Origin of the sequence: Collinsella sp. AF23-2, from assembly GCF_003459245.1 — a bacterium.
Classification (GTDB): domain Bacteria; phylum Actinomycetota; class Coriobacteriia; order Coriobacteriales; family Coriobacteriaceae; genus Collinsella.
In genome coordinates this window covers 46784-60679 of sequence record NZ_QRVG01000014.1, presented here as the reverse complement: position 1 = coordinate 60679, position 13896 = coordinate 46784, and the positions used below count along the sequence as shown (strand labels likewise).

At 61.2% G+C, this 13896-nt stretch carries 10 protein-coding genes; 1 reads left to right on the top strand and 9 read right to left on the bottom strand.

What is annotated here, in order from left to right:
* The first annotated feature begins 159 nt into the window (after positions 1 to 159).
* Complete coding sequence (locus DWY03_RS06905; RefSeq protein WP_117564037.1) at positions 160 to 1389, top strand: putative ABC transporter permease; 1230 nt, start codon at positions 160 to 162, stop codon at positions 1387 to 1389.
* A 91-nt stretch (positions 1390 to 1480) separates the two neighbouring features.
* Here DWY03_RS06905 and DWY03_RS06900 read toward each other — a convergent pair whose 3' ends face one another.
* From DWY03_RS06900 to purD, 9 genes are all read right to left on the bottom strand, one after another.
* Entirely contained in the window at positions 1481 to 1897 is a 417-nt protein-coding gene (locus DWY03_RS06900) for a molybdenum cofactor biosynthesis protein MoaE (RefSeq protein WP_117840268.1), read from the bottom strand.
* A gap of 67 nt (positions 1898 to 1964) precedes the next feature.
* Complete coding sequence (locus tag DWY03_RS06895) at positions 1965 to 2963, bottom strand: class B sortase (protein WP_117840265.1); 999 nt, start codon at positions 2961 to 2963, stop codon at positions 1965 to 1967.
* A gap of 35 nt (positions 2964 to 2998) precedes the next feature.
* Entirely contained in the window at positions 2999 to 3463 is a 465-nt protein-coding gene (gene purE, locus DWY03_RS06890) for a 5-(carboxyamino)imidazole ribonucleotide mutase (RefSeq protein ID WP_006235810.1), read from the bottom strand.
* A gap of 438 nt (positions 3464 to 3901) precedes the next feature.
* Positions 3902 to 7216 (bottom strand): carbamoyl-phosphate synthase large subunit, encoded by a 3315-nt coding sequence (gene carB, locus DWY03_RS06885; protein ID WP_117840264.1) that lies wholly within the window; start codon positions 7214 to 7216, stop codon positions 3902 to 3904.
* A 1-nt stretch (position 7217) separates the two neighbouring features.
* Positions 7218 to 8657, bottom strand: coding sequence for a glutamine-hydrolyzing carbamoyl-phosphate synthase small subunit (gene carA, locus DWY03_RS06880; protein ID WP_117840263.1), 1440 nt, complete (start codon positions 8655 to 8657; stop codon positions 7218 to 7220).
* 207 nt (positions 8658 to 8864) lie between these two features.
* Positions 8865 to 9830, bottom strand: a complete 966-nt coding sequence (locus tag DWY03_RS06875) for a hypothetical protein (RefSeq protein ID WP_055251358.1) — start codon at positions 9828 to 9830, stop codon at positions 8865 to 8867.
* A 19-nt stretch (positions 9831 to 9849) separates the two neighbouring features.
* Positions 9850 to 11622 (bottom strand): ABC transporter ATP-binding protein, encoded by a 1773-nt coding sequence (locus DWY03_RS06870; RefSeq protein ID WP_117840262.1) that lies wholly within the window; start codon positions 11620 to 11622, stop codon positions 9850 to 9852.
* Between the two features lie 184 nt (positions 11623 to 11806).
* Positions 11807 to 12502, bottom strand: a complete 696-nt coding sequence (locus tag DWY03_RS06865) for an NUDIX domain-containing protein (RefSeq protein ID WP_197032811.1) — start codon at positions 12500 to 12502, stop codon at positions 11807 to 11809.
* A 21-nt stretch (positions 12503 to 12523) separates the two neighbouring features.
* Entirely contained in the window at positions 12524 to 13828 is a 1305-nt protein-coding gene (gene purD, locus DWY03_RS06860) for a phosphoribosylamine--glycine ligase (protein WP_117840261.1), read from the bottom strand.
* Positions 13829 to 13896 lie beyond the last annotated feature (68 nt).

Below are 13896 nucleotides of genomic sequence, written 5' to 3'. Positions count from 1 at the left end.
GGAGAGCATTTCCCAGTTGACAAAACTATAGGAACACCCCCAGATGGCCGCCGCGTCCACCGTTGGGGATTACAAAGTTGCAATTGGGACGTTCGTCCTGTCTTTTGGCAGGTCGGCGGCGTATCCTTATAACCTACAACAAAGCGAGAAAGGTTCTGTATGGATCGAAACGAACTCGACCCCAGCGTCCCCAGCGCCACAGAGGTCAAGAAGATTCCCCTCATCATTAAGGTGTACGCCGTCCTGTGCATCCTTTCCGGCGTGGGCACGCTCCCGTCGGTCGCTGCCTTTATGTGGCAGGTCATCACGGCACTTGTTAACGGCAACGCCACCGAAAAGCTCGGCGACAACACGCTCGTCGCAGTCGGCCTTATCGTCGCCGGCATCATGCTCTCTGCGGCAAGTGCCGTCATCCTAATCATCTTTGGCCTGGACCTTATCAAAAACCAGCGCCGCAACGCCGCCCGCCTGTCCTACATCCTTATTGCATTCACCGTCGTCGAGCTTTTGGTCGACGTGATGCTCCAGGGCATCGGGCCCTTCCTGCTGCGTCCCGCGATCCAGCTCGGCATCCTTGTTGCACTTTCGGCAACCGTCGACCCCACGCTGCGTCAGGAGCGCGAACTGCAGCGCCGCCTGCAGGAGATGCTCGACCGCGACGCTGCCGCCGAGGGCATGCTCGGCCGCGATGAAACCGGCGAGGGCTACATCAAGCTCAACTACTTCAACCTGTTCTGGGTGTTCTTTGTCTGCTGCATACTCGGCCTGATCGCCGAGGACATCTGGCACATGACGGTCGACGACCCGGGCGTCTATCAGAACCGCGCCGGCATGCTGTTTGGCCCCTTCAGCCCCATCTACGGATTTGGCGCCGTGCTCATGACCATGGTGCTTAACCGCTTCTACAAAAAGAACCCCATCATCATTTTCCTGGTGAGCGCCCTGCTCGGCGCCAGCTTTGAGGTGTTCGTGGGCTGGTTTATGCAGACCGCGTTTGGCGTGGTCTCGTGGAGCTACTCGCACATAACGCTGTTCGGTTTGCCCGATCCGCTCGTGGTCCTCACGGGCGGACGCACCTGCACGGGCTTCGCCTGCCTGTGGGGCCTGGGCGGCCTCATCTGGATCAAGCTGCTGCTGCCGAGGCTGCTTAAGCTTATCAACAAGATCCCCTGGAAGAGCCGCTACTCGGCCACCGTCATCTTTACCGTTATCATGCTGGTCGACGGCGTCATGACGCTGCAGTCGCTCGACTACTGGTACCAGCGCGTTAACGGCACGGAGCCGGACATTCCCGTCGCACAGTTCTACGGAGAGCACTTCGATAACGAGTACATGGAAAACCGCTTCCAGAGCATGACCATGAGCCCCAAGGATGCGACGCGCGTGTAGCGCCCACCGCGCCCAAAACGCAAAAATGCCCGCCGGTATCACACGTACCGGTGGGCATTTTTATAAACGATCCTTCTATCGACGCAAGCCTCTACGCCTCGCGCTCGACCTCACTCACGCATTCGTTCTTAATGGTGCCAACGAGCGCCTGCAGCGCATCGACCACGTGCGGGCGAATGTCCCCGCCGATGAGCACGAGCATGATGTCGTCACCTACGGCAAGCTCGCCGCTTGCCAGCCACACACGCACATAGCCGATACCCGGCATCGCGAGCGTGGCCTCGATAGCAGACCGTACCTTTTCGGCGTCGTAGTCAAAGACCATGCCGCCCACCCTGTGGCCTGGCGCCACGCCATCGGTCTCGACTCCGCGCACCTCGGCCTTGGGCGTCGCGCGCACCACACCGTTATGCGTCAGATACATCCCACAGCCTGCCGCCGAAGCATCGGCCTTGGCCTCGCGCAGCCAAGCATCAATCGAAGGCATCAATTTGCCACTCTCGAGCATCATTTCTCCCTTACCGTCGTCGAGTAGCCAATTTGGGACGGGCCCTTTTTAGCTACTCTCGAACAACTTATTCCTCGACCGGCGTGAGCACCATGACGGCGCGTGTGTTGCTCAGCGACAGCGAACGACAGGTCACAAGCGTTACAACCTTAGTTGCCGAAGCGGCACGATCGGTAGCATCACTCGCCACGGCAGAAGCGCCGTCGAGCATCTCGGACAGGTAGTTCTTGAGTCCGTCGTCGCCCTCAAAATTGGTCGTGCGCGCCTTGGCATACGTGTCCTCGACCACCTTGGTCGCCAGTGGTCGCAGCTTATACGTAGCATCCCGTGTGATGTAATACACAAACTCGATGCTATCGAACGTTGCCTGGTCAGTCGTATCCGAAATCACGTTGAACATCGACCCATCGTTCATATGGTGGCCGTAGATCGTAGTCTGCTGGTCGACCATTCCCGGCGCGGTGTCATCGCTATCCAGGAAAATGGCACCGGACGCGTTAGCCGTACCGTCAAACAGCGTGTTGAGGTATTTGGAGTTGTTGTTGGTCTGCACCACGGGATAGTTGATATTGGTTCCCGGCACGTAAATCCAACCCACAATCTCGGGGTTCGTCTGAGCAAGCGCATCAAAGTCGATAATCGGCACGCCGCTGGCGTCCTTATCGCTTACATATTGCTTCTCGATTTTCTGATACGAATCGCTCGCCTGCTTATAGCCAATCTGGGCATTAATAAAGATAGCGGCGGCGGCGACAATCAGGCCGATACCGATGATGATAAGCAGAATGGGAATAATGGAGCGGCGCTTTTTGCGCGGCGGCTCGGTGTGATCCGACGGCGCGGCATGCGATGAAGACCGGGGCGGCTTCTTAGCGGAGCTATAAGACGAAGGACGATATGCGGCCGGCGCGTCCTGTCGACGATGCGTCGCCGGTGTCACGGGGCGCGGCGCGCGCGGCTGCTGAGGAGAGGATGTCCGACCCTGCTGCGCCGCATGGGCGACACCCGGCTTCGACGGATCGGGAATCTGAGAAGCCTTGAATCGTTTTCCCTGATAATCGGACATGGCTCTCCTTATACTGCGGTGAAACGGCGGAACGCCTAGGCGTCAGCCATCTCCTGCTTCATCTTCTCGATAACCTTGCGGTACTCGGGGTCGCAAGCACCCAGAATCTGCGTGGCATAGATAGCGGCGTTCTTGGCACCGTTGATGGCAACGCAGGCCACGGGCACGCCCGAAGGCATCTGCACCATCGACAGCAGCGAATCCATACCGCCCAGGTCACTCGTCTTCATAGGCACGCCGATAACCGGCAGCGGCGTAAAGGCAGCCACGACACCACCCAGGTGGGCGGCCTTGCCGGCGGCGGCGATAATCACTTTGATACCGCGATCGGCGGCAGTCGAAGCCCACTCGTGGACCTTCGCCGGCGTGCGGTGCGCGCTCGCAATGACGAGCTCATAGGGCACACCCAGTGCCTCGAGCTCGGCGGTGCAGCCTTCCATAACGCCCAGATCGGACTTGGAACCCATGATGATCCCGACAACCGGCTTTTGATCTGCCATAAACATAGACCTCCTGTTGAGAGCGGTGACGCAGCGAATCCGCGACCCTTAACTACTGAGAGTAGTATAGCTGCTCCCGTCCCTGCGGTCTGTGGGTGCTCTGCGGCGGCCCGGTGTTTTCATCTTCACTCCGGTTGCTACGCAAAGTCGTTCAGATGAAAACACCGGGCCGCCGCAGAGCACCTTCGACCTACCGGGGATTGCTATGACGTACGTTGGCTGAAATATTAACGTGGGATCCGCCGTTCGAACGAACGGCGGATCCCACACTCACTTTTTATTCAGCCCTAGTCATCACGCAAAGCCCCTTCGGCAGCACACGGTGCGGCCAAGTCACCGCAGGCCGGGGCGGGAGGCGGACCTTTCTCTCGGAAAACTTCGCGAAGCCCAGTTTCCGAGAGAAAGTGTCCGGCTGCCGCCCCGGCCGGCCAGCTCAACCTACACCGTGTGCTGCGGCAGGTCCTGCAGGGCGATGACGTCCATGCCCATGTCGTTGGCGCTGCCGTGACCCTGCTGGTCCTCACGCACCGCCTCGATGGCACTCACGTACGTGTTGGCGGCAGACATCGCGGTCACGCAGGTCACACCGCGTCGCACTGCCTCGGTGCGCAGCAGATAGCCGTCGCCGCGCGAGCCCGGACCGTACGGCGTGTTGATGATCACCGCGATCTTGCCATCGGCGATGAGGTCGCCGATGTTGGGGCGCTCGCCGTCGTGCGGGCCGCTAATCTTCTCCACGATCTCGCACGTCACGTTGCCTCCACGCAGCACGCGCGCCGTACCCTCGGTAGAGCAGATGTCAAAGCCCAGATAGCGCAGGATACGGGCGACCGAAAGGATATGGCGCTTGTCGCGGTCGCACACGCTAATGAACACCTTGCCGCAACTCGGGTCGGGCAGCTTGTAGTCGATCGCCAGCTGCGTCTTGGCGTATGCCTCGGGATAGCTCTTGGCGATACCCATGACCTCGCCCGTCGACTTCATCTCGGGCCCCAGGATGACGTCGGCGCCCGGGAAACGGCCCCAGGGCATAACGGCTTCCTTCATGCAGAACCAGTCCAGCTGACGCTCATCGCTCGGCAGGCCCAAGCTCGCGATGGAATCGCCCGCCATGATACGCGCCGCGCACTTGGCCAGCGGCACGCCGGTGGCCTTGGAGATAAACGGCACGGTACGGCTGGCACGCGGGTTGGCCTCGATCACGTAGACGGTCTCACCCTTGATGGCATACTGCACGTTGACCAGACCGCGGACTCCCAGCGCCATCGCGATGCGGCGCGTGGTCTCGCGGAGCTTCGCCTGCAGGCTCTCGCTAAAGCTGAACGGCGGAATGCAGGTCGCAGAGTCGCCGGAGTGAATACCGGCCTCCTCAATATGCTCCAGGATGCCGCCGATGTAGACCTCTTCGCCGTCGCACAGGGCATCGACATCGGACTCAATCGCACCCTCCAGGAAGCGGTCGAGGTACACCGGGTAGTCGGGGCTAATGCGCGCAGCCTCGGCCATGTAATCGCGCAGATGCTCGGCATCGTAGGCGATCATCATGCCGCGGCCGCCCAGCACGTAGCTCGGACGCACCAGCAGCGGGTAGCCAATATGCGCGGCCACGGCCTCGGCCTCCTCAAACGAGGTTGCCTGGCCCGCCGGCGGATACATAATGCCCAGCTTGTCGAGCAGGGCGGCAAAGCGCTCGCGGTCCTCGGCAAAGTCGATGGCATCGGGCTTGGTGCCCATGATGTTCACGCCGCTCTCCTCGAGCATGCGCGCCAGCTTAAGCGGAGTCTGGCCGCCGAGCGTCACCACGACGCCGTCGGGGCGCTCAACATCGATAACGTCCATGACGTCCTCGTAGGTGAGCGGCTCAAAGTACAAGCGGTCCGAGGTGTCGTAGTCAGTCGAAACGGTCTCGGGGTTGCAGTTGACCATGATGGTCTCGAAGCCGCGAGCCGCCAGTGCGTAGCTCGCGTGCACGCAGCAGTAATCGAACTCGATACCTTGGCCAATGCGGTTGGGGCCGGCGCCCAGGATCATCGCCTTGGGCTTGTCCGCCGGCGTGGTCTCGTCGGGAGCCACGCACTTCTTGGCATCCGGGCTCGTGCGGTAGATGTTCTCGTACGTCTTGTAGTGGTACTCCGTGGCGCTCGAAAACTCCGCAGCGCAGGTATCGACCGTCTTCATGCTGGGAACCACGCCCAGACCCTTGCGATAGGCGCGCACAAAGCGCTCGTCCGAGCCGGTCAGCGCGGCAATCTCGGCGTCGCTCGTGCCGTACTGCTTGAGCAGGCGCATCGCGTCGGCGTCGATATCCTCCACACGCAGGCCGCGGATGCTCTCCTGGACCTGCACCATGTCGTTGATGCGGTTGAGATACCACGGGTCGATGCCGCAAATGGCATGGATACGCGCAACGTCCCAGCTGCGGCGCAGGGCCTCGACCACAAAGAAGATGCGATGCTCGGTCGGGGTTGCCACGGCCTGAGCGAGCTCATCGTCGCTCAGCTTCTCGGCACCTTCCTTGCCACCGGCACAAATGCCCTGATGCCCGTCCTCCAGTGAGCGCATGGCCTTGCCGAAGGCCTCCTCAAAGGTGCGGCCGATCGCCATAATCTCGCCCACGGCCTTCATGCGCGTGGTGAGCGTGGGGTCGGTGCCCTTGAACTTCTCAAAGGCAAAGCGCGGCACCTTGACCACGCAGTAGTCGATCGTGGGCTCAAAGCAGGCGGGCGTGGCCTTGGTGATGTCGTTGACGATCTCGTCGAGCGTGTAGCCCACGGCCAGGCGAGCGGCGGCCTTGGCGATGGGGAAACCCGTGGCCTTGGAGGCCAGCGCGGACGAACGGCTCACGCGCGGGTTCATCTCGATGACGATCAGGCGGCCGGTCTGGGGGTTCACGGCAAACTGCACGTTGGAGCCGCCGGTCTCGACGCCGATCTTCTCCAAGATGGCGAGCGAGGCGACACGCATGCGCTGATACTCCAGGTCGGAGAGGGTCTGCGCCGGCGCCACGGTGATGGAGTCGCCGGTGTGCACGCCCATGGGGTCGAGATTCTCGATGGAGCACACGATGATGCCGTTGCCGGCGTGGTCGCGCATGACCTCCATCTCATACTCTTTCCAACCCTCGATGGACTCCTCGACCAGCACCTCATGGGCAGGCGAGAGCTCAAGGCCCTGGCTCACGATGGAGACGAGCTCCTCGTGGGTGTGCGCGATGCCGCCGCCGGCGCCGCCGAGGGTAAAGCTCGGACGCAGCACGCAGGGATAGCCCACGCGCTCGGCGATAGCCTCGGCGTCGGCCACGCTGTAGGCATAGCCCGAGCGCGCGACCTCCAGGCCGATCTCGGCCATGGCCTCGTTAAAGAGCTTGCGGTCCTCGCCGCGCTCGATAGCGGCCAGGTCGCAGCCGATCATCTCGACGCCGTACTTGTCCAGCGTGCCGTCTTTCGCCAGCTCGACGGCGGCGTTCAGACCGGTCTGGCCGCCCAGCGTGGGCAGCAGCGCGTCCGGATGCTCTTTCTTGATTACGCGCTCGATAAACTCGGCGGTGATGGGCTCGACATAGGTGCGGTCGGCCAAGCCCGGGTCGGTCATGATGGTCGCCGGGTTGGAGTTGACCAGGATGACCTCAAAGCCATCCTCCTTGAGCACCTTGCAGGCCTGGGCGCCGGAGTAGTCGAACTCGCAGGCCTGGCCAATAACGATGGGGCCCGAACCAATAACGAGGATGCGCTTGATGTCGGTACGTTTCGGCATGTTAGTTCTCCTCGGTCGCAGCGTTCTCGGACTCGGCGAAATTCCAGCCGGCGAGGCGGTCCTTCGCGGTGTCGATGTCCAGGTAGTTCTCCTCGCCGTCCATGAGTCGCGTAAAGGCGGTAAAGAGATAGTGGGCATCGGTGGGGCCGGGCGAAGCCTCGGGGTGGTATTGGACCGAGAAGCACGGGGCGTCGAGCAGCTGGATGCCCTCGGCGGTGCCGTCGTTGAGGTTCACATGTGTCAGGCGAATGCGGCCAAAGCGCTCGTTCATCACGACCGGCGCGATACCGCGGCGCACCCAGGCGCGCAGGTCGCCATCGGCCGCATGCTCGGTTTCGCCGCCGGAAAGCTCCGGAATCAGTTTGCCCAGACTGGGGAACAGCAGGCCAAAGCCGTGGTTTTGCGCGGTGATCTCCACGCGACGGCTCACCAGATTCATGACCGGCTGGTTACCGCCACGGTGACCGAATTTAAGCTTTTCCATTTGGGCGCCGCAGGCCAGGCTGATCATCTGGTGACCGAGGCAAATACCAAAGACCGGCACCTTGCCGATCAGCTGCTGCACCTGCTCGTAGGTCTCCACCACGGCGTCGGGGTCGCCGGGGCCGTTGGACAAAAAGACGCCATCGGGATTCATCTCGAGCACCTGCTGGGCGGGAGTATCCCACGGCACGACGGTAAGGTCGCAGCCGGCGCGGACCAGCCCCTCCAGAATGCCGCGCTTCACACCGCAGTCGTAGGCGACCACTTTCTGACGGGCAGGAGCGGCAACCGCAAGCGCAAAGTCATGCGTGGCAGGCAGGTCGGCGGCCACAAACTCGTGAGGCGCGGGGCAACTTACGGTCTTGACCAGGTTCTCGCCTACCAGCGTGGGCGCTGCGGCCAGACGCTCGGCAAGCTCGTCGACGTCGAAGATCTCGGTCGAGATAATGCCCATTTTGGAACCATTGTCGCGCAGATGGCGCACCAGAGCGCGGGTGTCGACACCCTCGATAGCGACGATGCCGTGAGCGCGCAGGTACTCCGGCACGCTGACGGCCGAGCGCCAGTTAGAAGGCGTGGCGCACATGTCGCGAACGATCATGCCGCGCATAGCCGGAGCGCTCGCAGGGCGCACGGCGTCGCCAGGGAAGGCCGACTGGACATCGGTCTCGTCGATACCGTAATTGCCGATCTGCGGATAGGTCATGGTTACAATTTGGCCGGCATAACTCGGGTCGGTCATGACCTCAAAGTAGCCCTCGAGCGAGGTGTTGAAGCAGACTTCGCCGGTCGCGGTGCCCTCGGCGCCGCATGCACGTCCATAAAAAATGGTCCCATCCTCAAGATACAGGATACAGGGACCGCAGGTGCCCTTGCTGGTTTTGGCCAGCATATGCTGGCAAAGCTCGCTGGGCGCGAAGGTGCGGGCGGCAGCGCCCGCGGTATGGTTGTTCGCCATAATTCTCCTTCCCGGTCTCACAGGACCGGCTTAAAGGTGTGTAGTTAGGCCTCGCGGTATTGTAACCGCAAGCATGCCTCATGGCGTTAATTTCATCAAATTGTTTACGAAATGATAATTATGACTTTCTATGCATAATGATTATTTAATCCCCGTCCCAGAAAAATCATCCCGCGGGGCTTGTGGCTCACGCGGGATGATGGCGTCTTACTTTTTCTTGTCCTGTTCCAGCAGATCGGACGGTGAGCGATCGGGCTTGCCGCCGCGGAAAATCTCGCGGCCATGCAGACGATGCTCCAGGTCACGTTCGGCCTTTTCCTCGTCAATCTTGGTCTGGCTCACCACCGGGTCCTCGATCAGCGACGAAACCGAGTTCACCTGTTTTTGAATGCGCTCGGCAATGGTGTCGTCCATGCTTACGATGCGCATCTTCCAGTCGATGCTCGTGGCGTTGGATGAGCTCTTGGTCCACACAAACGTCAAAATGGCGCTCTGATGACCCCGCGCGGGGAACATGCCAAAAAAGGAATCGTGCTGAATGTTGCTATCCTCGTCGATATAGGCGTGAACGTTATACACCACGCGGTCAATCTTGTCGTTGAGCAGGGCGTTGGTCGCAAGCGCCGCGGCCTGGATCTGCCCGTTGGACAGCAGCTCGAGCTCATTGGCAGACGACGTGTCCAACACCGTCACCTCAACCGTGCCCGTACGCTCATCGGCCTCGTCGACAGAAAAATCGAGCGGGAACTGCGTAAAGCCGTTGCCCCATTCGAGTCCACCCTTGAGCGCGGTCGAGACGGTATCCACCGAAACGCTCTCGGACAGGTTGGCGGTATTCAGACGGCGCATCACGCCGTAGCCGATCTGCATGCCCACGATCAGCACCAAAATACCAATGACTACGGCCATCGCGGTCTTCGTAATGGTATGGCTCACCTGCGAGCCCGAAGGATCGTCCTCGGACAGCGGGTCGATATGTTTTGCCTGGCTCGCGCGGTCCTCGCTGCGCAGCTGCGCTAGCGCCGCTTTGTCACCGCGCTTGGCCGCAGCCTCCTTCTCACGCATGCGCTCGGTTCGCTTTTTGGCAAGCGTGGGATCCAAGACGCCGGATGCATCGATTTCGGAGAATAACTCCGTCACTTCTTCCGGAGTCAAAGGGTTCTTGTCAGCCATAAACTTCCTGTCATATCAATCAGTCGAGCTCGTGCGCACGCGCACCTTCGAACTGCATTCGATAGTAACGGGCATAGGTGCCGCCACGGGCGAGAAGCTCCTCGTGCGTGCCACGCTCCACAACGCGACCATGCTCAACGGTCGCAATCTCATCGGCATGTTTAATGGTCGAAAGACGGTGGGCGATGATGATTGTGGTACGGCCGCGTGCCAGCTCCTCGAGTGACTCCTGCACCGCCTCCTCGCTCTCGTTATCCAAAGCACTCGTCGCCTCGTCCAAGATCAAGATTTTGGGATTCTTGAGAAACACGCGCGCGATGGCGACGCGTTGCTTCTGTCCGCCCGAAAGACGGCTGCCGCGCTCGCCCACCACGGTGTCATAGCCCTGCGGAAGCGACTCGATAAAGGCATCGATGTTGGCGCGACGGGCGGCTCCGGCGATCTCTTCTGCCGTGGCGCCCGGCTTGCCGTAGGCGATGTTCTCGCCGATTGTTCCGTCAAACAGGTAGACATCCTGCTGCACCAGGCCGATAGCGCGGCGCAGGCTCTGCTGCGTCACATCGCGTACATCCTGACCGTCGATGCTAATGGATCCGGCAGCCACGTCATAAAAGCGCGGCAGCAGCGAACAGGTCGTGGACTTGCCACCGCCCGAAGGGCCAACCAAAGCGATGGTCTGCCCGGGCTTGATGGACAGGTTCATATGGTCGATAACGGGACGCTCTTCGGCATCGCCCTCGCCCAGCTCAACGTCCTCGTAGTTAAAGCACACGTCGTGATACTCCACGGCGCCGGCAGTCACCTGCAGATCCGTAGCGCCCGGCTTGTCCTGGATATCCGGCGCGGTCGAGAGCACCTCGTCCATGCGCTTAAAGCCGGCGATGGCCTTCTGATACGTTTCGGCCGAATTGACGAGTGTCTCGAGCGGCGTGCAGAACAGCGAAATATAGAGTGCAAAGGTCGCCATATCGACCGCCTGCAGCTGTCCCTGGGCGACCAGCCAGCCGCCCAGCAGCACCACGATCACATAGAGCACACCCGAGAGCAGGCCATACGTCGCGGTATAGACGCCCATGGCGTGATACATGTTCTCCTTGGACGAAAGATAGCGATTGTTGGAGGCGCGGAACTTGAAGCGCTCGGTCTCCTCATTGGCAAAGCTCTTGACCACGCGCATGCCCGCCAGCGAATCCTGCAGCTGCGCATTGATGCCGCTGATCTTTTTGCGGTTGTCGCTAAAGACCTCGCGCATGCGTATGTTCTGCCAAAACATGATGACCGAAAACGCTGCTGTCACCGCAGCCATGGCAAGCGCCAGCACCGGGGCGATGGTAAAGAGGATCACAAACGAGCCGATAATCTCGATGCCGCAGATGATGATCCACTCGGGCACGTGGTGCGCCGCCTCGCAGATATCGAACAGGTCGTTGACCACGCGGCTCATCATGTCGCCCGAGCTGTTACGGTCGAAGTACGCAAAGCTAAAGCGCTCATACTGGTCGAACAGGTCCTCGCGCATCTTGGACTCCATGCGCGCACCCATCACGTGACCCCAATAGCTCACAAAATAGCGGCAGGCGCAGCGGATGACATACATCAGCACCAAACCTACCGCGATCATACCGAGCGCCTGCATAATGGCAGCATGACCCTGGGTAAACAGCCCACCGGTCAAATTGCGCAGAATAATAGGAAACGCAAGGTCAATGGCGGCAAGCACCAGAGCGCAAACAGTATCAGCAACAAAAAGCCCCATCTGGGGCTTGTAATACGAAAGAAACCTTTTAAACATAGTCACCTTACGCGGTTTTACCAAACCGCGTTTCGTCTCGACGCTGCAAGTGCTCCATTTGGACAATCTGGCCTTCAATCGTCGGTCGCGTATATCCATACGCTTCCCTCCTCTTTTAGGCCACCTTGTCTCAATTGGAGCACTTTCGCTGACTTACACAAACCTGCGGGATCATCCCCGCTCGTTAAAGATCGGCCCCACCCAAGCGGTGCGCGATGCTGTCGCAGGCGAGTGCGCCCACGACGGTCTTGGCGTCTTCGATCTTGCCGTCGAGTACGGCGTCGATCAACTCGTGCAGCGGCACCAGGTCCACGTTGACAAACTCGTCATCGTCGGGGTTGGGCGCATCAAACTCGAGCTTGGTAGCCAAGTAGATGTGGATGATCTCATCGCAGAAGCCGCAGGACGTGACAATCGACGTCAAAAAGCGAATGCGACCTGCCCTAAAGCCCGTCTCCTCATGCAGTTCGCGCTTGGCGCAATCGAGCGGGTCCTCGCCTGGATCGAGCTTGCCGGCGGGAATCTCGACCGTCACACGGTCGATGGCGGTGCGGTACTGACGCACCAGTACGATCTTGCCGCTCTCGGTCAGCGCCACAACGGCCGCCGCACCCGGATGGCGAACGATATCGCGGGCGCTGCGGCGACCGTTGGGCAGCTCAACCTCAAGACGGTGGACGTCGAGGATCTTGCCCTTCCAGGCGCACTCCTCCGAAAGAATCTTCTCGTGCAGCTCGGCATCGTGCGGGTCATCGTCGCCCAGCACCAGCGCCGGCTCGTCAGCGACCTCGCCACCAGGTTCGCCCTCGGCGTGCCCATACACGCGGCTGTCCTCCTCGACGATCTGCGCATCCACGAGCTCTTCGTTCTTTTCGTCCATCCGTCTCATTCCTCTCGGACTTTAGGCATCCCAGGCGTCGCGGCCGCGCAGCGCGCGCAGGCCGATGTCGTGACGCAGGGTCTTACCCTCAAAATCAATCTTCTCGCAGGCCTCGTAGGCAAGGTTGCGAGCGTTCTCGAACGTGTCGCCCAGAGCGGTCACGGCAAGCACGCGACCACCATTGGTCAAGAGCTGGCCGTTCACCACAGCAGTGCCCGCGTGGTACACGGTCACGTTCTCCATGGCCTCGGCATCGGTGATACCGGCGATGACCTTGCCCCTCTCGTAGCTGCCGGGATAGCCCGCACTCGTCAGGACAACGGCCACGGCCCACTCGTCGCGCCAGTCGAGCTCAATCTGATCGAGCTCACAGTTGGCGCAGGCCAGCATGATCTCAACCAGGTCGTTCTTAAGGCGCGGCAGCACGACCTGCGTCTCGGGGTCGCCAAAGCGGGCATTGAACTCCAGCACCTTGGGGCCGGCGGGCGTGAGCATAAAGCCGCCGTACAGGCAGCCGCGGTAGTCGATGCCCTCGGCAGCAAGCTCGGCAACGGTCTGCTCCATGACCTTCACCATGGTGGCGTGCTCCTCGTCGGTCACGATGGGCACCGGGCTGTAGACACCCATGCCGCCGGTGTTGGGGCCCTTGTCGCCCTCGAGCGCGCGCTTGTGGTCCTGCGAGGTGGCCATGGGGCGCACGGTCTTGCCGTCGGTAAAGGCCAAAAGCGAGCACTCGGGGCCGGTCAGCATCTCCTCGATAACCACGGTGTTGCCGGCATCGCCAAAGGTGCCGCCAAAGCACTCGCGCACGGCCTCCTCGGCCTGCTCAAGTTCGGTCGCCACGATAACGCCCTTGCCCGCGGCAAGGCCGTCGGCCTTGACGACCAGCGGAGCGCCCTGCTCACGCACATAAGCAAGAGCCGAAGCCTCGTCGGTAAACGAGCCGTAGGCTGCCGTCGGAATGCCCGCGCGCTCCATGAGCTGCTTGGAGAACAGCTTAGAGCCCTCCATCTGGGCGCCCTCGGCACCCGGGCCAAAGCAGGGAATACCCACCGCGCGCACGGCGTCGGCCACGCCCGCCACGAGCGGAGCCTCGGGGCCAATTACCACGAGTCCGCATCCGTGGCTCTGCGCAAACGCCGCCACGGCCGCAGGATCGCAGTCGTCGAGAACAACGTTCTCGCCGCAGCTCGCGGTGCCGCCGTTGCCCGGCGCGATGTAGAGCTTGCCGGCGCGCGGTGATGCTGCGAGCTTAGCTGCCAAAGCATGCTCACGGCCGCCGCTGCCCAACAACAGGATGTCGATGGTTTGAGTGTCCGCCTTCAAGGGTGCCTCCTCTATGGATGAATGGCCCGCTCCGCGCGAGCCCTTTGCAAGCAAATATACCCCTCGGC